This is a genomic window from Aneurinibacillus uraniidurans (genome assembly GCF_028471905.1).
Taxonomy (GTDB): Bacteria; Bacillota; Bacilli; order Aneurinibacillales; family Aneurinibacillaceae; genus Aneurinibacillus; species Aneurinibacillus uraniidurans.
The window spans coordinates 2,573,273-2,593,254 of record NZ_CP116902.1 but is presented as its reverse complement, the minus strand read 5'-3'; the positions used below and the strand labels follow the sequence as shown (position 1 = coordinate 2,593,254).

The following is a 19,982-nucleotide window of genomic DNA, read 5'->3' as shown; positions in this document are numbered from 1 at the left end:
AAAGTCTCAGTCACAATGACTGTCCGGTATAAAATACTCCCTTTCTTAAATTAGTTTTTGCTAATAAAAAATGAATGCGGTTCAAGTTAGGAAATCAGAAATGAAGGGTATCCTACAAGCGCTACTCTTTATTTCTGTTTTATGGAGCATACTCGCATTAGCGGCTAAAGTAGAAATCATAACACCATCAATAGAAAAATCACCAGAGCAAAAACATATTAATCTCTATGAAGTAAGAGCAAATGCTGCTAATGTATGGGCAGAACAAATGAAAGTTAATGTTAAGTAACCAGCAGGAGTCTATGTATAAATTCCTTTCTATGTGGAAATTTAAGATTACGAAACACCAAGAATAACCACATAGGAGGAAATCATCTATGCCTCAACAACAAAATCAAAGCCGTAACACAAATAATCTGGTTGCACCACAAGCACGCCAGGCATTGGATCAAATGAAGTATGAAATCGCTACAGAGTTCGGTGTAACACTTGGACCAAATGCTACATCACGCCAGAATGGATCTGTAGGTGGAGAAATTACAAAACGTCTTGTTCAAATGGCTGAACAACAACTAAGTGGAAGAATACTGTAATAACCAATCAGCACATACATAATAAGACAAACCCCGACTCCTAAAAGTAGAAGCGGGGTTTCTGATTTTTATTATCAATGAACGCCTTTATTTACATATTTTCCGTACTCAGGTACAGCAATCTGATCAAATTCGTTAACGAGTTTTTTCAGGCTTGTTGTTAGCAATTCACCGGACATCGGCAACCCGTGGCCGGTAACAGCGACCGCAGGATGCAACGCCTCTAGTTTAATGACTGACTCTTTGGCAGCTCTCCAATCTGTTGTCAGATAGCGAGGAGGCCCACTTATCTCCTGTTCCTGAGTGAACACTTTATACAAGTATTCCTGCTTTACCGTAACGAAAGCATCTCCAGCGATTAACGCCCGGTCTTTTTCCCGGAATAACGAGATATGGCCTGGAGCATGACCTGGCGTATGAATCCATTTAAAACCTGGCATATGAGGAACGGTTCCATCAGAAGGTAACGTTTGTACGTTATTCCCTAAATCAATCGGTTCGTTAGGAAACAAAGGTGACATTTTCGCTACCATACCACCTTCAACTGTAGGGTCTGGACTTGGATAGCTTTTCTTACCAGTCAGGAAAGGCATCTCCAATTGATGGGCATAGACCGGAACATTCCACTGTTTGATCAATTCGATTATCCCCCCGACATGATCAAAATGGCCATGGGTCAAAATGATCGCTTTCGGTCGGCTATTTGCGCCAAATCGCTCTTCGGTGACAGAAATAATTTCATTAGCAGACTCAGGCATTCCGGCATCAACTAAAACAAAATCATCTGTTTCCGTATTCCCTACTAAACAGATGTTTACGATTTGGATAGTGTGACAAAATAGATCAGACAATACCTCAATCCCCATACCGCTTCTAATTGAAGTTGCTGGAATAAATTTATAGTCACTTCCATAGTTCATTTCTTTATCCATTTCCAATCCCCCTCAAGCTATTTAGATGCCAGAAGTTATTATTCCCTATTTAAAAAACATCCAGTTTTTATCGTTGTAGCCGAGAAGACTTCCACTTTGAGAAGATTATTTTGAGGAAATTACCTTTTTATGTTCTATTCTGAAATATAGTCGCATACGCTGTAGCGTGTAGCGCTTGCACGCAAGCTGAAGGGAAATAAGACAACCCCACTGTCTAGTTAGGGGAGTGGGGATCTGTTTGATAAGATTTCTGAGAAACTAGGGATCGGTAGGATGGTAAGAGGATAGGCATAAAAGAATACAAAAAGAGCCAGTCCGAAAGGTATCGAACAGGCTCTTTTTTGCGTTTTCATTATCGTAAACGCACTTCCGTTAAAGCAGAATTCTATTCTTCTACTTTGATGGAATCAGTTGGGCAACCTTCAGCTGCATCACGAACGTCGTCTTGGAGAACGTCCGGAATTTCAGCAGTGTTTGCATTGTCATCGATTTTGTTGAAGGCAAGACCTTCATCATCGTAATCGAATACGTCTGGAGCAGTCGCTCCACAAGCACCACAAGCAATACAAGTGTCTTTATCAACAAATGTTTTCATGGTTCTATTCACCTCCATGGTTCTAGGACAAACCAAGTTTGTCCACTTCATTCCTCATTGTAGTCATTGTTGCACCGAATTTCAAGATGGTTCTCAAAAATAATCTGCGTATTTGTGTTCGCTTTTTTACGTGCTGATCCATAAATGTTCGCTATAATGAAAGGACGTCCCTATCAAGGGGAAATACCCGGATAGCGGGAGAGGAAAACATGGGAAAAAATTTAGCCTTTACAGAAGGATTATATATACTGGCTGCTGCACGTATGGCGGGAGAGAGAACGCCGCAGGCGATTGTTCATCTTTTGCGTGGGCGGAAAAATAATCAGGCGATTGCGGATGCGGCGCTGTTTGGTCTGTCCATGTTGTACGGGCTATTTCGTTCGCACACGCTGGAGAGTGTACAGGGCGAGTTGAACAGTCTGATAGATGGCGGTCTGCTTGTCGTGCGTCCACAGGGAGATCGGTTGTCTGTGTATGTATCTGCTGCGGGTGAGGCAAAGCTTGCACAAGTAGAAGCGGAGTTTGGGTATGAAGCCTGTCTTGCTTCTGTATCGTCTGTGTTTGAGCGAACACGCGCCGTGCGCTTCTGGCAGCGGACGGCACTTCTTGTGCAGACAGTGTCTCAGCTTGTGTACAAAGAGCCGCATTTTTATCCAGTTGTGGAGGAGCGGGCGCTGCAGCACGATGTGAAGCGTGTGCTGCGAGCCTATCCAGACCGTCTGGAATTAGGGGTTCAGGTGAAACAAGAGCTTTGTTCTTGGATGGAACAACTTGTGGAGTGGGAGCGCGAACTGCTGCTGCGCCGCTTGAGCGGAAAGCCGCGTGCGGGATGGACGTATGCGCAGTTAGGAGTGCAGCTTGATCTTGCGGATGGGGCGGTTGCCCTTCATCTTATTCGACTAGCAGCAGAGCAGGTAATGAGATGCGACCAGAAAATGTTTCCGGTGTTATCGCGCTTTGTAGAAGCGCCAGATGATGGTTTGAGTCAATCGGCACATCAGACGAAGAAGATGCTGCAAGAAGGGCGGACTGTAGAGGAGATTATCCAGCTGCGCCGTCTGAAACGGGGGACTGTGGAAGATCATATTGTCGAGATTGTACTGGCAGATCCGGCTTTTCCGCTTGATTCGCTTGTGAAAGCAGAGAAACTTGCACGTATTCATGCGTTTGTATCCGAGACGGGTACGCGCAAAATCGGCGACATTCGGCGTGTGCTTGGGGAGGCATACAGCTATCTCGATATTCGATTGGCGTGTGCCCGGCTGCCGAAGCAGGAGGAACATAGATGAATGAAAAAAAGGTAGCGGAGATGTTACAGCGGTACTTTGGTTATTCAGCGTTCCGGGCGGGGCAGTGGGACATTATCCGACATACGCTTGCGGGTCAGAATGTGCTCGGTGTATTAGCGACAGGTGGTGGGAAATCCGTGTGTTACCAGCTTCCAGCTCTTATGCTGCCTGGGCTTACGGTCGTGATTTCACCGCTGATTTCGTTAATGGTGGATCAGGTGCGTCAGTTACGCCAGAGGGGAATTCGCGGCGCTGAATACATCAACAGTGCTCTATCGCAGCAGGAGCAGGCGTGGAAGATGCAGCAGGTGGTAACAGGGCAGATCAAAATTTTGTATGTGTCACCTGAAAAGCTGCAGCAGGAATCGTTCGTCCGTGAGCTGACAAGGGTTGGTGTCTCATTGTTTGTAGTGGATGAAGCACATTGTATCTCACAGTGGGGGCATGATTTTCGGACGGATTATCAGCGTCTAGGGGAACGAATCGTCCGTCTCGGTCACCCAACTGTACTGGCGCTTACCGCTACAGCTACGGAACCGGTACAACGTGATATCTGCACACAGCTTGCGATTTCGCCTGAGTGTGTGCAGATGCAGTCTGTGAACCGGGAGAACATCTGCTACGATGTGGTTAAGCTTGATAACGAGCAGGAGAAGAATGAGTTGATGTTTGCGAAGCTTGCGGAACTTCAGGGGCCGGGACTTGTGTATTTTCGCTCGCGGAATGGTACGGAGCGGGCGTTTGCTCAGGCGCAGGAGCGCGGAATTGAACGCTGTGCATTTTATCATGGCGGTATGGCTGCGGATGAGCGGATGCTCGTGCAGCAGCAGTTCCTCGATGGAGAGCTTGCGATTGTATTTGCGACGAATGCATTTGGGATGGGGATTGACAAGTCAGACATTCGATTTGTCCTACACTATCATATGCCACCGGATATGGAGTCGTATTTGCAGGAGACAGGTCGAGTCGGACGGGATGGCAGGCCGGGATATGCTTGTCTTCTGTCTGTGCCAGAAGATGGACTTTTATCTCGCCAGTTGATTCATGAAGAATATCCGGATGAAGTGCAGATGCAGGATTGGATCACGACGCTTATGTCACAGGCAGGGCAAGAAATCGAGATGAAAAAAATGGATCTGCAGATGCGGTACGGGCTTAATGAACAGCAGGTACAGGTGCTGCTGTACCATCTTGAAACGCTAGGTGGAGTGTCGCATGTACAGCGCAGTCGGGATGGCTGGGTGTTTGCGGTATCACATACAATCTCCACTAACTACCAGAGGGTGTCGGACGCAATAGCCCGCCGCAGAGGAGAACGGTATGGTAAAGTAGAGGAGATGCGCCGCTTTCTGCATGAGGCGGGCTGCCGACGTGAAAAAATTGGCCGTTACTTTGCTCAAGAACACCATGCCGCGCTGGCAGGTTGCTGTGACCAGTGTGGCATCGATATGGAGGCATATCGGAAACAGGAAGTGAGTATAGACAGGCGTGGTGTGTTGAAGTGGAATTGGCAGGAGGAGCTTGACTGGCTTCTGCCGGTGGAAGGAGATGCACCGCATGGATGTTCGGAAAATGGGGCTGACTAGCCGTGTGCTGGCGCTTAATGTATATATTACACAAGGAATCTTGCTGTTGTGTGGGCTTGCAGGCTTGTACTGGTTTTATATTCGTCCGGGTAAGTCATGGTATGAAACGTTTGCGCCTGCTGACTGGTGGTCTGTTGTGCTATATGGTACACTGGCAGCTCTGTTTGTGATTGTAGTAGAGGTCGGGCTCACTCTGGCATTGTCGCGGGAGATGTTTGATGATGGCGGTGTGAACGAGCTGTTGTTCCGGGACTTGTCCAGTATACAGATTATCTGTCTTTGCTTTGTAGTTGCTGTGTCAGAAGAATTGTTATTCCGTGCTGTGATACAACCTGAGTTTGGCATCTGGTGGACGAGTATCTTGTTTACGGTGGTCCACGTACGTTACTGGAAGAAGTGGGTGATGGTCGCTGTCGTATGCGGAATTAGCCTGCTGTTCGGTGCTCTGGTTGTTCGGACGGGATCGGTGTGGACGACGATTTGGGCTCATTTTCTTATTGATGCGACCCTTGGTTATTTCATAAAAAAAGGATGGGTCATCCATAAAATGGAGGAGAAATCAGGTGTATAGTCGAATCATGTAAAGGGTATAGAAACGAAACGAACGGAGAGGAGACAACCATGATGAATGAACAGCCGCATCAGAAGCGTGAGGTCGATCAGGCTGATGAGCTGCGCAGGCTGATTGAACAGACGAAAGGAGCTGACGAGCAACCTCCTGAGCCGCACGGGGAAGAGAAGGGGCGAGGAGTTGTGGAGCCTGTTCGTACAGGTTTGCTACCACCACGCAGTGCGGTTCATGTGAAGGAGCCGCTGAATCTTGTTCCGTACTATGTGAGTGGAGCTATTGCCATAGCGCTGCTTGCCGGCTTCGGATTCTGGTGGTTTGTCGGGAAGAGTGAACTGGCCTCAACTCCGGCTGTTACTGTTCCGCAAGCTCAGGCAAAACCTGTCCCAACGCCAGCCAAGCCACCTGCTTCCGTACCTGTTCCGATGCCAGCCAAGCCGCCCGCTCCAGTTCCGGTACCAATGCCAGCAAAACCGCCCACTCCAGCTCCAGCACCAATCAAGGTGGCGGAGTCGGCTGCAGTTACCCGGTCAGAGGCAAGTAAGCCGGTTCAAAAACAAGCTTCTCCTTCGAAAAAGAAGCGAGTTATTCGCCATCGTATGCAGGCGGGAGAGACGCTGTACAAGCTTTCTGTGCGTTATTACGGCACCGGAAAATATCAATTTTATTTGGCACGTTATAATAACATTCACAATACACAAAACGTATTTGTTGGATCGATTGTCAAAATTCCTATGCCACCCGGATAAAGGTGGCTCTTTTTGTGGGAAAATAACAGCGAGATAGAAAGGAGCAACATTTATGGATAATCCGTTAATCGTACAGGGAGACCGGACATTACTGCTTGAAGTTGAGCATCCAAAATATCGTCTGGCTCGCGATGCGATTGCTCCCTTCGCTGAGCTAATCAAAAGCCCTGACTATATTCATACATATCGCCTTACTCCGCTATCGCTTTGGAACGCAGCCTCTCTCGGATTATGCGCTGGCACGATTATCTCAGCGCTTTCGGCGTACGCTCGGTATCCGGTTCCGCGTCATATTGAAAAGGAAATCCGTCAGACAGTGGAGCGGTTCGGGCAGGTTCGTCTTTATCAGGATCAGGATATGCTTGTACTTGCATCCGCGACAACAGATGTGATGCGTGCTATTCTAGGCTATTCGTCTGTTGCTGCTCTCATCACAGAGCAGCGAAGCGAGCAGGAGGTCACGATTTCACCGGCGCTGCGTGGTGTCATTAAGCAGGAATTATTGAAGCTTGGCTATCCGGTACAGGACGAGGCAGGATATGCAGATGGAGAAGCGCTTTCGCTGATGCTTAGAGAAGGAAGGGATTTCTTTCTGCGAACGTATCAGAAAGATGCGGTTGATGCTTTTTATGCAGGAGGGAGTCTTACAGGCGGGAATGGCGTCATTGTCCTGCCATGCGGTTCCGGTAAAACGATTGTCGGGATTGAAGCGATGGTACGCTTCAGTATGGCGACGCTTATCCTGACAAGCAGTTCTGCTTCTGTTCGGCAGTGGCGGGATGAGATTGTTGCCCGAACCTCTCTTACTCCTGAACAAGTAGGCATGTATACAGGAGAATGTAAAGAGGTACGGCCTGTGACGATCAGCACGTACCAGATGGTGACGCACCGGGCAAGCAGCACCGGGCAATTTCCTCATCTGTCACTCTTTCATGAGCGTAACTGGGGCTTGATTGTGTATGACGAAGTTCACTTGCTTCCTGCCCCGGTCTTTCGGATGACAGCTGACATTCAGGCGAAGCGACGGCTTGGTCTAACGGCAACTCTTGTGCGGGAAGACGGGCGGGAACAGGATGTATTCAGTTTGATCGGTCCGAAAAAATATGAATTACCATGGCGGCAGTTAGAGGAGCAGGGGTATATCGCGGAAGCGCACTGTACGGAGATTCGTATACCGCTGCCGATGGAATTGAAGACGAAGTATATGCAGGCAGATGAGCGACAGAAATTCCGCCTTGCCGCAGAAAATCCAATCAAGGTCAATGTTGTCAAAGATGTGCTTGCCGATCATCCGAATGATCCGGTCCTAATCATTGGTCACTACGTATCTCAGCTCGAACGGCTGGCACAGGAACTGGCTGTTCCGCTTATTACTGGAAAAACACCGCACTTGGAACGGGACGAATTGTATGGTCGCTTCCGTCGGGGGGAGATTAATCGTCTGGTCGTCTCGCGGGTTGCAAATTTTGCGATTGATTTGCCCGATGCTAGCGTGGCTGTACAAGTATCCGGTACATTTGGCTCGCGTCAGGAAGAGGCTCAGCGACTTGGGCGTGTGCTACGCCCGAAGAAGGATGGGCGTGGGGCCTGTTTTTACTCACTTGTATCCGCTGAATCTAAAGAGGAAACGTATGCATGGAAGCGTCAGATGTTTCTTGTCGAGCAGGGCTATCGCTATGAAGTGAAAGGGGTAGATGTGAATGTATGAGTGTGCGATTGTTGGTGGAGGAATTGCAGGATTACAAGCAGCGATTCAGCTTGGGCGCTACATGCATCGGGTAGTTGTGTTCGATACGGACGGTGGACGATCTGTACTGGCGAAAAAATACAGCAATATCATCGGGTTTGAGAGTGGCGTAAGCGGTCCGTATCTACGGGAGACCGGACATAGACAGATACAGAAATATGAAACAGTAGAACTTGTGAATGAACGGGTGACAGAAGCGCATCGTCTGAGTGATGGATGTTTTGAACTGCAAACAGAAGATGGACGGACGGTACAAGCGCAGCGTGTACTTTTAAGCACTGGTCTTACAGATTGCTTGCCTCAAGAGATTGAAGGTTTGTATGATGTGCTTGGGAGTGCGATTTATTTGTGTCCGGATTGCGATGGCTATGAAGTGCGGGGGCATATTTGTGCCATCCTTGGAGCGGGAGACGCGGGAGCGGCGCTTGCCTGTACGCTGCATTACTGGACAGACCGGCTGATTTATATCAATCATGAGCCGGTTGCGAAGCCGATTTCTGCGGAGTGGCGCAGTCGTTGTGAACAGGCAGGGATTCGCATATATGAAGGGAAAATTCAAGCGGTACATGCGCAAAATAAAGAAGATTTGTCTGCTGTTGAGCTGGCAGATGGGACGCGGATTGAGGCGGAGAAAGGATTTGTGGCTTTTGGCGGCACGCATGTAGAGTCTGATCTAGCCCAGATGCTTGGGGTAACGCGGCATGAAAACGGCCATATTCCGGTAGATGGCCGTACAAAAGAAACGAATGTACCAGGTGTATGGGCGGCAGGCGATGTAGCGGTGCATTCTCAATTGCTAACGGTGGCGATTGGTGACGGAGCACAGTCGGCGATCTGGATTCATAAAAGCTTGCAGGATGATAACAGAAATCTGTTTTAAAACTGCTTTCACTTGTTATATTACACAAATCAAAAGTGTAGGATTTATGCAGAGTCCGAGGGATCGGGCTCTTTTTTTTTGTCAAGTAAACAATATGTTAATAGGGATAAATAAAATCTGTATTAGTTTTTTATTTTTAATTGTACTACATCTGTTTCTTGGTGGTTTTTGTCGGATTATAGTAGGGATATACCTATAAAATCAATGAAGTAAGCGTTTTTATAAAATTTCTAGAAAAATGGGTAAAAAACTGTTGTTGTTATAAAAGTGTGCTGTTATAATCATGATAATGAACTGGTGTAAGAGGATTCGTAATTTTGCTAATAACCAGCAAGCTTATTTGGAGTAATAAAGATAAGCGAGTGTTTCATAGAATTGAAGCGGCTGTTTTACTAGATGAATACAGGGAGGAAAAATGATGTCATTGCTTCCAAAGAAAAATGAACTGGGCTTTTATGAAATTCGTCTGGAGTCAATCGGGGGTCTCGGCGCTAACCTGGCAGGCAAAATGCTGGCAGAAGCCGGAGTGCTCGGTCTTGGACTGAACGGGATGAACTTCTCATCCTATGGTTCGGAGAAAAAAGGTTCACCTGTAAAAGCGTTCGTCCGTTTTGCTGACCCGCAGATGCAGATTCGTGCGGCAAGCCCGATTGAACGCCCGCATGTGGTCGGTGTATTCCATGAGGCGTTGTATAAGACGATTGATGTAGTATCTGGTCTTGATGCACACGGGATCGTGCTGGTAAACTCCACGCGTGAGTTTGATGAAGTTCGCAGCGACCTGCACCTTGAATACGGCACGCTGGCGATTGTAGATGCGCTCGGGATTGCGGTGGAAGAAAAAACCAAAGTAAACACAGCGATGCTCGGTGCTCTATTCCGCATCTGTGATTTCCTAGACCCGGATGCGATGCGTGCGGTTATCCGCAAAACATTCGAGAAAAAATACCCGCACTTCGTTGAGCCGAATATTCGGACATTTGATCGCGGCTATAATGAAGTACAGTTTAAAACATATGAGGTACCGGAAGGGTCGCTAGGTAAAGCGTTCGTTCGTCCGGAGCCAGCGCTCGGTTATGCGACACAGCCAATCGGCGGTGTGGTTGTGAATCCAGGTAACAGCATCTTAAAAGACTTAAGCGGCAGTCGTCAGGGCTTCCTGCCGGAATATCACGAAAGCAAATGCATTCATTGTGCTGCTTGTGACACAGTTTGCCCGGATTATTGCTTCGTTTGGGAAGAAGGAACGGATAAGAAAGGTCGCCCGCAGATGTTTCTTTCGGGCATCGATTATCAATATTGCAAGGGCTGTCTAAAATGCGTGCAGGCTTGTCCTGTTGAAGCACTTACGAATATGCGTGAAGAAATCGGCTATGCGGAAGACAACCGTGTGCCGCACAAATTCATTTTGGCTGAAAACTAAACCAAAAGAGGGGAGAATTACGCATGGCGATCGATTACGATAAAGAAAAAGCAAAGCTGAATGAGATTATGCCGGAGCAAAAGCTGACATTTGAATCAGGCAATGAGATGGCGGCGATGGCGGCGGCACAAATTAACTATCACCTGATGGGATACTTCCCAATCACGCCGTCTACAGAGGTGGCACAATTCCTGGATGCGATGAAAACGCGCGGCGAACACGACATTGTTTTGATCCCGGCGGATGGTGAACACGGCTCGGCGGGCGTGTGTTATGGGGCTGCAGCAGCGGGCGGACGTGTATTCAATGCGACGAGCGCGAACGGATTTTTGTATATGCTTGAGCAGCTGCCAGTACAGTCTGGTACACGATTCCCGATGGTACTAAACCTTGTTACTCGCGCGATCAGTGGTCCGCTTGATATTCGCGGCGACCATTCTGATCTGTATTACGGCCTCAATATCGGTTGGCCGATTTTGCTAGCCCGTGATCCGCAAGCAGTATATGACATGAACATTATGGCGCTTAAAGTAGCAGAGCACGCAGATGTGCGCCTGCCGGTAATGGTAGCATACGACGGCTTCTTCACATCCCACCAGAAGCGCCGTGTGCAGTACTTTGGTGACCGCAAAACAGTACAAGATTTCGTAGGAGAGATGCCTACGGGGTATGTACATGCGCTTGATCCGGAAAATCCGGTTACGATCGGCCCATACATGAATGACCCGGATTTGATCAACAACAACTATCAGCAATCAGAAGCAATGTATAAAGCGTATGACGTATTTAAGCAGGTATCAGCAGAGTATGAAAAAATCTCTGGCCGCAAATACGATGTGCTTGACTTATACCGCATGGAAGATGCGGAAGTGGCAGTATTCTTACTGAATTCAGCATCTGAATCTGCTAAGGACGTAGCGGACCAACTGCGTGCGAAGGGCATTAAAGCGGGTGTTATTAGCCCGAATATGATTCGTCCGTGGCCGAAGCAGGAAATTCAAGAAGCTTGTAAAAACTTGAAAGCGATCATGATCGGGGAGCGTGCCGATTCATACGGTGGACACGGCGCGAACTTGACGCATGAACTGAAATCAACCCTGCAAGAGCTGAAAGGGAATGAAACGGTCGTTGTTAGCCGCATCTTCGGTGTGGGCGGTAAAGACTTCTATCATGATGATGCAGAAGCGTTTTTCCAACTAGCAATCGAAGCAGCCGAGCTTGGCTATGCGCCAACGCCGTTTGACTACTATGGTCACACACCGGGTAATCCGGATGCAGTGCCGAAAAAAGTATTGAAGCCGCTGCATGGTGACGCATTTAAAACGGGTCTGATTACCGTAACGCCGGATGAAGCGACAGGGAAGCTAAACGTGAAAATCCCGCCGCTGCGTGCGCTCACGAAAAAACCGAAGCGGATTGCACCGGGACATGGCGCATGTCCGGGCTGCGGAATCTTCCCAGCGCTTGAGTTGTTCTTTAAAGGAATTGAAGGTGACATTGTCGTGCTGTTCCAGACTGGCTGCGCGATGGTTGTTACAACTGGCTATCCATACAGCTCGCACAAGCAGTCGTACATCCACAACTTGTTCCAGAACGGGGCAGCAACATTGTCCGGTGCGGTAGAGATGTTCTTCGAGCGTAAGCGTCGTGGAGAGATTGAAGTAGCTGATGATTTCACATTCGTCATGGTTACAGGTGACGGTGGGATGGATATCGGTATGGGGCCGGCAATCGGTACGGCATTGCGTAATCATAAAATGATTGTCCTGGAGTACGATAACGAAGGATACATGAACACAGGTAGCCAGCTGTCGTATTCTACACCGCTTGGTCATATGACTTCTACATCGAATGTCGGCAAAAAGCAGGGCGGTAAGGCGTTCCATCATAAAGACACTGCCCAGATTATGGCGGCGACAAACATTCCGTACGTATTCACGGGTTCGGAAGCATTTCCGCAGGATCTGCTGAAAAAAGCAGCGAAAGCTCAGTGGTACGCTCAGAACGAAGGGCTTGTATATGGAAAAATTCTTATCGCATGCCCGCTGAACTGGAAATCGCCAGATGAACAAGGTCAGTCCATTGTCGAAGCGGCGGTCAACTCTTGCTTCTTCCCGCTGTATGAAGTTGAGCGCGGTGTTACGACCATTACGCATGACCCGGAAGCGAAAGGCAAGCGTATTGAAGTAGGTGACTGGCTCACACTGATGGGTAAAACGAAACATTTGACGAAGCCAGAATATGAACCAACGATGCAAGCATTCAGCCAGGAAGTTGAACGCAGATGGCGTCGCCTGAAAGCGAAGCATGAAAATGAATATTTATAGAAATAAAAAGAGCGGCCACTGAGCCGTTCTTTTTTTCGTATAAGAAAGTTTGCGTTTGATAATTGCATTTAGCTGTCCTTGTGTAGGGGGAAATAGGTAAAATGTCCGCAGGTGGTGCCTGACACTTTAGCGGAATAAATTAGTTTTTGCCAGCTCAATTAGGTCATTCCCGCGATTATTCAATACAGCTTTTAGCATCCAGAGTGTGAATCCCTGTGCCTGTTCAAATGATATTTTTGGTGGCAAGGATAATTCCTGACGATTTACCACGACATCCACTATTGCGGGTTTATCGCTTGTAAAGGCCTGCTTTATGACTCCTTCGAGATCTTCGGGATTTTCTACACGGAAACCTTCTAGTCCAATGGCTTTTGCTATATTTGCGAAGTTTTGCTCAACTAAATCCGTACCGGTCTCCAAGTATCCTGCTGCTTTCATTTCTAATTCTACGAAGCTAAGTGCACTATTATTGAAAACGATAATTTTAACTGGTAATTTATGTTGTAGAAGAGTGATGAGATCACCCATTAGCATCGACAGTCCACCATCACCTGCCAGGGCAATGACCTGTCTATTCGGTGCTGCTACTTTCGCACCGATTGCTTGAGGCAGAGCGTTCGCCATTGTTCCATGATTGAAGGAACCAATAAATCGTCTCTTCCCGTTCATTTGCAAATATCTAGCCCCCCATAAAGTAGGTGTTCCTACATCTGCTGTAAAAATTGCATCTTCATTTGCAAAATCACTTACTACTTTTGTAAGGTATTGCGGGTGAATTGGTTTCCGGCCAGGGTTCCCAATAGCAAGATCATCTAAATCCTTACGCACTTCTGCATAAGCTGAAACACACTTGTCCAAATGTTTTGAATCATGTGACTCTGTCAGTAATGGTATTAGTGATTCAATTGTATTCTTCACATCACCACATAGCCCGTATGTTAGCGGGGTTCTACGACCGAGATGATCCTTCTGAATGTCAACCTGCAAAATAACGGCTTTTTCTGGGTAAAATTGCCGATATGGAAAATCAGTTCCTAGCATCAACAGTACGTCGCAGTCCATCATGGCATGGTATCCAGAGGAATAGCCGATCAGTCCTGTCAACCCGACTAAGTATGGATTGTCAAACTCGAGATATTCCTTCCCTCTCAAAGCAATGACCATAGGGGACTGGAGTTTCTCGCAGAGTTGCATGAGCTGTTTATGAGCACCCGCGCATCCAGAACCACAAAGTAGTGTAATACGTTTCCCTTTATTCAGATAAGATGCTAATTGCTTTAACTCCTCGTCTGAAGGATGAACAACTGGGTTCGTAACATGGTAAACATGTTCAGGTACCGGGGTGGGATCAGGGAGTCCGGCAATATCACCGGGTAAAACAACGACAGAAACTCCCTTATTTGAAACCGCATTCTGTATGGCCATTGTAACAGTTCGTGGCATTTGACCAGGGCTCATGATGACCTCGCAGAAATGACTACAATCCTTGAATAAGTGTTCCGGTCGAGTTTGTTGAAAATAATTGCTGCCGATTTCATGGCTAGGGATATGTGCAGCTATCGCGAGGACAGGAACACGATTACGCTGGCAATCGTACAACCCATTAATTAAATGTAGATTGCCTGGACCACTACTGCCGGCACAAACGGCAATACTACCGGTAACTTCTGCATCGGAACCAGCAGCAAATGCTGCAACTTCCTCATGCCGAACATGAATCCATTCGATTTCCCCTGAACGTCTAATAGAGTCAATTAGAGCATTTAAAGAGTCTCCAACGATTCCATAAACTCTTTTCACGCCTGCTTTTAATAATACTTCCACCAACGAGTCTGCAATCGTTTTTTCCATGCTGATCTCCTTTTATAAAAAGTATTTTGTTGTCATCAGTTGCCACTATTCATTTGTCTGAAACAACGATATATGTTGCTCTTACGGGCCCATGCACACCAACAATGAGATTCATCTCAATATCTGCACTATTACTAGGGCCTGATATTAAATTAATACACGAAGGGAGTAACTTTCCTTCATTTACCCTAATATGGATTTGCTGCATTGCCTGAGTCATGCGCGGAACAAAGGAACTTTTCGGTATGATGGCGATGTAGGTTCTCGGCAGCAAACTAACAGATCTCCCTTTTCCACCACTGTCATTCAATAAAACAACGGTTCCGGATTCAGCCAAGGTAATATCACTAAAGGTAATTCCAACATCTGCGTTTGCTGCAAACTCAATATTTTCATCCCCTTTGTCCGCTTCCCATGTATGTACATAAAAATCTGATTCAGTTAGTTTTGTAAAAAAACGATTCAAACCATATTCTTCGATTCTCGGGTCTCCTGCAATCACAACCTTTTGGGCATTCAGTTCATCGAAACATTCCCGTAAAAGGTGTGGAAGTTCTGCCACTGACGTTTGTTTAAAATGGGTATGGATGACATCGCATTGAGTTTCGAACATGTTTACCAGGTCGTCTTTGGAAAAATCTCGATACAACTCTAAATGAGGGGCTGTTGTCCAGGTTGGACGATTAACTGACTCTATTTTTTGCTCACGCCCAAGTTTTTCTGCGATTCTGCTTAGAAACTCTTCTCTGTTATAGATCGCCATTGGTTCGTTCCTCCTGCTGACGTTGATACCATTTATGAAAAGTCTCCTTAGCTGGTGCAGGAAGATCTCGTATCTCCGTCCATGGCTTGATTGGGCCTGGCCCCTCATGAATCGTGTGATCTTGCTTATTGGTGAACGGGAATAATAACGTTGGTGCTAATTTTGAACCATATTGGAACATTTTTGGAGACTTCGCTGCGACTGTGAAGGCCATCATTGCCATCTTTTCAGGGAAGGGGGCCAAGTTCTCATCCTCAACAATTTTTCTCCGGTGTTTGATAAGCAATTCATGTAACGGGATTTTTACTGGGCATGCCTCTGTGCAGGCCCCGCATAAACTCGAGGCATATGGGAGATCCTTATACTCTTTATAATCTGCAAGCCACGGAGTTAACACGGCACCGATTGGGCCTGGATAAATGGATCCATAAGCGTGTCCCCCTATATGTCGATAGATTGGGCAGACGTTAATACAGGAAGCGCAGCGAATGCAGTGCAGTGTACTTTGAAATTCCGTGCCCAGCATGTTGGAGCGTCCATTATCGACAATGACTAGATGAAATTCCTCAGGTCCATCTCCTGTCGATCTTCCACCTGGCTCAGTAAACAATGTGATGTAGCTAGTCAGCTTTTGCCCTACAGCACTCCTGCACAACAGGCTAACAACAATATCTAGCTCCTCCCATGTTGGAACAATTCGTTCCATGCCCATGACAGTAATAAGTGTTTTTGGTAATGTTGTTGTTAGACGTTCATTTCCTTCATTCGCCACAATCGCGAAGGAGCCGGATTCAGCCACAGCAAAGTTACATCCAGTTATGCCAATGTCCGCCTCGAAGAATTTATGACGAAGCTGTTCACGTACAAATCCCGCCATTTCCTCCGGTTTTGATGTGCCTTCATAACCGAGTTTTTCTTTAAATACTTGGCGAATCTTCTCTCTGTCCTTGTGCAGGCACGGTACAACGATGTGTGAAGGTTCATCGTGGTCATCCGTTTGCAGGATAAACTCTGCTAAATCTGTCTCCAAAACTTCACAACCAATTTCATTTAGTGCATTATTCAGGCTAATTTCTTCCGTTACCATTGACTTCGATTTAACGGCTTTTGTTGCCTTTTTTTGCTGCACAACCTTTTGGACATATTCACGGGCTTCTTTTGCTGTTTTTGCAAAAAATACGTGTCCGCCATTTTTCTCAATGTTTTCGCTCAATTGGTAAAGGTAATAATCTAAATTCTCCACAGTATGTTTTCGAATCTGTTCTCCTAACAGCCGCCAATCCTCCCAATGCCCCAATTCATCAGTCGCTCGGAGTTTCATGGAACGAAGCCGGTCTTGCGCGGACCTCACTGCTTTACGCATTCCCTCGTCCTTAATACCTTCTTCAACACGTGGAAAAAACGATTTTTCTCCTATTTTGATTCCCACGTTTGATCACTGCCTTCCCGATGGTTTAAAACTTCTGCGATATGCATGACGCGCATCTGGTTCCCTAGCCGGGACATGCGTCCTTGAATATTCATTAGGCAACTGCAATCTGCCCCAATTAATAAATTGGCACCAGTACCTTCAATGTGATGAACTTTCTCATCAACCATTTGTTCTGAAATGGGAACCATTTTCACGGAAAAAGTTCCCCCAAATCCGCAACAGTCATAATTATGCGGCAAGGGAACCATTTCCAGTCCTTTTACATGACTTAGGAGTTTCGTTGGGGGTTCTTTAATGTTCAAGAGTCGAGTCATGTGGCACGACCTGTGCATCGTTGCTGTCCCGTGCAACTCTGCCCCCACATCTTCCACGCCCAGGATATCAACAATAAATTGGGTAAGCTCATACGTCTTTTCCGCAAGTCGTTTTGCTTTTTCTCGCCATTCTTCATCTTCTGGTGCAGAAAATAAATTGTGATAGTCATGTACCATTAAGGTGCAAGATCCAGAAGGGGCAACGACATAATCGGAGTCTTCAAAAACTTGAATCATATGCTTTGCAAGGTCTTTCGTATCTTTGTGATAGCCACTATTAAAGGCAGGTTGTCCACAGCAGGTCTGAGCAGCAGGGAAATCTACTTCACAACCCAACCGCTGGAGGATTTCCATCATATCCTTTCCGACTTTCGGATACATGACATCTACAATACAAGTGATAAATATAGAAACTTTCACATTTCCACCGCTCTCTTATCTTTTTTACGTAATATTTCCCTCCGGTTCATCTTTATTCATTTTTTAGCATTGGAACCGGAATTTGTCTCACTTAACTTTCGGATACCATATATAATGATGAAAAGTCATTATTCTTTAATTACTAAAGATAATGGCTTTTTTTATATCGAGATATAGTATCCTATAGTCTGAAATTTGCTATAATAAAATATAGTCAGATAATTATTCCTCAGCCTTACTCTTTATCATCCTCTTATTTTTGCATCTATCCAAACTTCTGTAGTTACACCTCTTTTGCTTAGACTACCATCTGAACGTACACATACTCTACATACGAATCCACTTTCATACTGCTTGCCCGGAATCATTCCGGATCACGATACAAGTCAGAGATAAAAAACCAGGAGGGAAGAGATGAATAAAATTGGTACGAAATTTATGGTGGCGATTCTGTCCTGCTCCATTATTATTGCGGTAGCAATCGGCGGGATTAGTCTGTCTCAAAGCGAAAAGGCGTTGAAAAAAGAAGCGGAGGATAAATTGCTGTACATGTCACAAAGTATCGCCAATAAATTTAACGGCTCCGTCGAAAAAATCCAGGGTTCCATTGACGGGATTGCCACGGTGGGTCTTTCTTCATTTGATATGAAGGAGCTGCGCAAAGATCCGGATTATCTGAAAAAATATGAAGCACGTCTTGATCCGGTTGTTAAACAGTTCGGGGAGAGTACACCGGGTATTATTGGGGCTTATATTGTAATTGACCCGGCTTTAACGAACACGCTGCATTATTCCTGGTTCATGAAAACAGGTACTGACAATACATTCACTAAACAAACCATCGCCAAAATTGATCAATTTGACCCAAATAATAAGGACATGGCCTGGTATTATCGTCCAATCAAAGAGAAGAAGGGGGTATGGAGTGAACCGTATCAAGACCTGTTTATTAAGAAAGAGCTCATTTCATATACGGAGCCAATCTATAAAGATGGTGTGCTGATTGGTGTGGCCGGGGTAGATCTGGATTTCTCTGTAATCCAGCAGGAAATTCGGCAGGTGAAAGTATATGACACGGGCTATGCGACACTTGTTAATGAGAATTATAACTATTTGGTTCATCCGAAACTGACCATTAAAGATAATCTGGCCAAATCAGATAATAGTAGACTTGCCTCTGTTGTCGAGCAGATGGGCAAGAAGGCGTACGGCGTGTTGAATTACGAAGCAGACGGAGCTGAGAAAAGTGTTGCGTATGCCCGGATTTCCAATGGTTGGACGATTGTTATTGAGCCAGAAGAGAAGGAGATTTACAAAGACTTGCTGTCATTGCGCTCCCTGTTGTTCATGCTTATGGCAGGAGGGATCGTTGGTGCGATCATCTGGAGCCTGCTTATTTCTCGTTCCATCTCCCGCCCACTTACCCGGCTTACATCTAGTGTGAATCGGGCTGCGGAAGGGGATTTAACCGCTCAAATCGATTCTTACTCAAAAGATGAAGTAGGGCAGTTGAGCTGCGCGTTTAATACGATGATTGAAAACTTGCGCATGCTTGTACGAGAGGTGCAGCATGCAGCTCGGACGGTTACGGATTCTTCTGCTACGATTGCTGCATCTGCTGAAGAGGTTGGAGCTGCCAGCGAGGAAATCTCCCACAGTATTCATGAAGTGGCAGCTGGTGCGGTAACCCAATCTCGTAATACGGAAGAATGTGTGCAGGAGACAGAGAAACTGTCCGCTACGATTCAGAGTATGAAGCAGGAGACAGATATTGTTTCTTATCAGGCAAAAGTAATGGAGCATAAAAACGGAGAAGGTATTCAAGCGATGAGGCAGTTGCAGGATAAGTTCAGTACGAACACAGAAGCGAATTTGCAGGTTGGTAAAGGAATTGAACAATTGTCCAAAATGTCTCACTCGATTGGAGCGATCATCGAGACGATTAACTCGATCTCCCGGCAGACGAACCTGCTTGCTCTGAATGCTGCTATAGAAGCAGCTCGTGCCGGGGAGGCCGGTAAAGGGTTTGCAGTCGTATCTGATGAAGTGCGTAAGCTGGCTGAGCAATCGTCCGATGCAACGGGGGAAGTGCAGACGATTATCACGCAGATTCGTGCAGTGATCGCCGATTTGAGCAATACGATGAACACGTCTGTGCATACAGCGGATGAAGTGAATCGCTCACTTGAAAATACATTGCCAATTTTTTATGATATGGAAGCATCGGTGGAACGAGTAGCGCAGGAAATCGATAAGCTGGAGAAAAATGTCCGGGATGTAGATCATCTGAAAGAAAGTGTCGTAGGTTCCATTGAACTGATTGCTTCTATAACTAGGCAGTCGGTTACGGTTACTGAACAGGTCAATCACTCATCACAGCAACAGACAGCTTCTATAGAAGAAGTGATCGCATCGATTGAAGACTTGAATACAATGTCTAATCATTTGTTGCAGAAAGCGAATTATTTTAAGGTAAGTTAATAATGAAAGCAGACAAAAAAGGAACGGTCATC

General features: G+C 46.3%; 17 protein-coding genes. 11 read left to right on the top strand and 6 right to left on the bottom strand.

Annotated elements, in window-relative coordinates; translation table 11 throughout:
- Positions 1 to 100: 100 nt before the first annotated feature.
- Entirely contained in the window at positions 101 to 289 is a 189-nt protein-coding gene (locus PO771_RS12900) for a hypothetical protein (RefSeq protein ID WP_272560104.1), read from the top strand.
- 88 nt (positions 290 to 377) lie between these two features.
- Positions 378 to 593 (top strand): alpha/beta-type small acid-soluble spore protein, encoded by a 216-nt coding sequence (locus PO771_RS12895; protein ID WP_272560103.1) that lies wholly within the window; start codon positions 378 to 380, stop codon positions 591 to 593.
- A 74-nt stretch (positions 594 to 667) separates the two neighbouring features.
- On the opposite strand, the gene PO771_RS12890 is transcribed toward PO771_RS12895, so the two are convergent.
- Both PO771_RS12890 and PO771_RS12885 read right to left on the bottom strand, forming a co-directional pair.
- Complete coding sequence (locus tag PO771_RS12890) at positions 668 to 1,525, bottom strand: MBL fold metallo-hydrolase (RefSeq protein WP_272560102.1); 858 nt, start codon at positions 1,523 to 1,525, stop codon at positions 668 to 670.
- Between the two features lie 385 nt (positions 1,526 to 1,910).
- Positions 1,911 to 2,120: a ferredoxin gene (locus PO771_RS12885; protein ID WP_272560101.1), complete on the bottom strand. Its 210-nt coding sequence runs from the start codon at positions 2,118 to 2,120 to the stop codon at positions 1,911 to 1,913.
- Positions 2,121 to 2,329: 209 nt separating this feature from the next.
- Here PO771_RS12885 and PO771_RS12880 point away from each other — a divergent pair, with 209 nt between their 5' ends.
- The 8 genes from PO771_RS12880 to PO771_RS12845 all read left to right on the top strand — a co-directional run bounded on the left by PO771_RS12880 (position 2,330) and on the right by PO771_RS12845 (position 12,689).
- Positions 2,330 to 3,409, top strand: coding sequence for a YpbB family protein (locus PO771_RS12880; protein WP_272560100.1), 1,080 nt, complete (start codon positions 2,330 to 2,332; stop codon positions 3,407 to 3,409).
- Positions 3,406 to 4,995: a RecQ family ATP-dependent DNA helicase gene (locus tag PO771_RS12875; protein ID WP_272560099.1), complete on the top strand. Its 1,590-nt coding sequence runs from the start codon at positions 3,406 to 3,408 to the stop codon at positions 4,993 to 4,995. Before PO771_RS12880 ends, PO771_RS12875 begins: the two co-directional genes overlap by 4 nt.
- On the top strand, positions 4,967 to 5,566 hold the full coding sequence (locus PO771_RS12870) for a CPBP family intramembrane glutamic endopeptidase (RefSeq protein ID WP_272560098.1): 600 nt from the start codon (positions 4,967 to 4,969) through the stop codon (positions 5,564 to 5,566). Before PO771_RS12875 ends, PO771_RS12870 begins: the two co-directional genes overlap by 29 nt.
- A gap of 50 nt (positions 5,567 to 5,616) precedes the next feature.
- Positions 5,617 to 6,312 (top strand): LysM peptidoglycan-binding domain-containing protein, encoded by a 696-nt coding sequence (locus PO771_RS12865; protein WP_272560097.1) that lies wholly within the window; start codon positions 5,617 to 5,619, stop codon positions 6,310 to 6,312.
- Positions 6,313 to 6,364: 52 nt separating this feature from the next.
- Entirely contained in the window at positions 6,365 to 8,020 is a 1,656-nt protein-coding gene (locus PO771_RS12860) for a DNA repair helicase XPB (RefSeq protein WP_272560096.1), read from the top strand.
- Positions 8,013 to 8,939 carry an NAD(P)/FAD-dependent oxidoreductase gene (locus PO771_RS12855; protein ID WP_272560095.1) on the top strand — a complete coding sequence of 309 codons (927 nt, stop codon included), beginning with the start codon at positions 8,013 to 8,015 and terminating at the stop codon, positions 8,937 to 8,939. The genes PO771_RS12860 and PO771_RS12855 overlap by 8 nt, the downstream gene beginning before the upstream one ends.
- Before the next feature lie 418 nt (positions 8,940 to 9,357).
- Positions 9,358 to 10,362, top strand: coding sequence for a 2-oxoacid:acceptor oxidoreductase family protein (locus PO771_RS12850; RefSeq protein WP_272563163.1), 1,005 nt, complete (start codon positions 9,358 to 9,360; stop codon positions 10,360 to 10,362).
- A 23-nt stretch (positions 10,363 to 10,385) separates the two neighbouring features.
- Positions 10,386 to 12,689 carry a thiamine pyrophosphate-dependent enzyme gene (locus PO771_RS12845; protein WP_272560094.1) on the top strand — a complete coding sequence of 768 codons (2,304 nt, stop codon included), beginning with the start codon at positions 10,386 to 10,388 and terminating at the stop codon, positions 12,687 to 12,689.
- Between the two features lie 126 nt (positions 12,690 to 12,815).
- On the opposite strand, the gene poxB is transcribed toward PO771_RS12845, so the two are convergent.
- Genes poxB through PO771_RS12825 form a run of 4 tightly spaced genes read right to left on the bottom strand, consistent with a single transcriptional unit; the run spans position 12,816 to position 17,469 of the window.
- Positions 12,816 to 14,540 (bottom strand): ubiquinone-dependent pyruvate dehydrogenase, encoded by a 1,725-nt coding sequence (poxB, locus tag PO771_RS12840; RefSeq protein ID WP_272560093.1) that lies wholly within the window; start codon positions 14,538 to 14,540, stop codon positions 12,816 to 12,818.
- A 49-nt stretch (positions 14,541 to 14,589) separates the two neighbouring features.
- Entirely contained in the window at positions 14,590 to 15,303 is a 714-nt protein-coding gene (locus PO771_RS12835; protein ID WP_272560092.1) for a LutC/YkgG family protein, read from the bottom strand.
- Positions 15,290 to 16,732, bottom strand: coding sequence for a LutB/LldF family L-lactate oxidation iron-sulfur protein (locus PO771_RS12830; RefSeq protein WP_272560091.1), 1,443 nt, complete (start codon positions 16,730 to 16,732; stop codon positions 15,290 to 15,292). The genes PO771_RS12835 and PO771_RS12830 overlap by 14 nt, the downstream gene beginning before the upstream one ends.
- Positions 16,717 to 17,469, bottom strand: a complete 753-nt coding sequence (locus PO771_RS12825) for a (Fe-S)-binding protein (protein ID WP_272560090.1) — start codon at positions 17,467 to 17,469, stop codon at positions 16,717 to 16,719. The genes PO771_RS12830 and PO771_RS12825 overlap by 16 nt, the downstream gene beginning before the upstream one ends.
- 414 nt (positions 17,470 to 17,883) lie before the next feature.
- Here PO771_RS12825 and PO771_RS12820 point away from each other — a divergent pair, with 414 nt between their 5' ends.
- On the top strand, positions 17,884 to 19,950 hold the full coding sequence (locus PO771_RS12820) for a methyl-accepting chemotaxis protein (RefSeq protein ID WP_272560089.1): 2,067 nt from the start codon (positions 17,884 to 17,886) through the stop codon (positions 19,948 to 19,950).
- Positions 19,951 to 19,982: the final 32 nt, after the last annotated feature.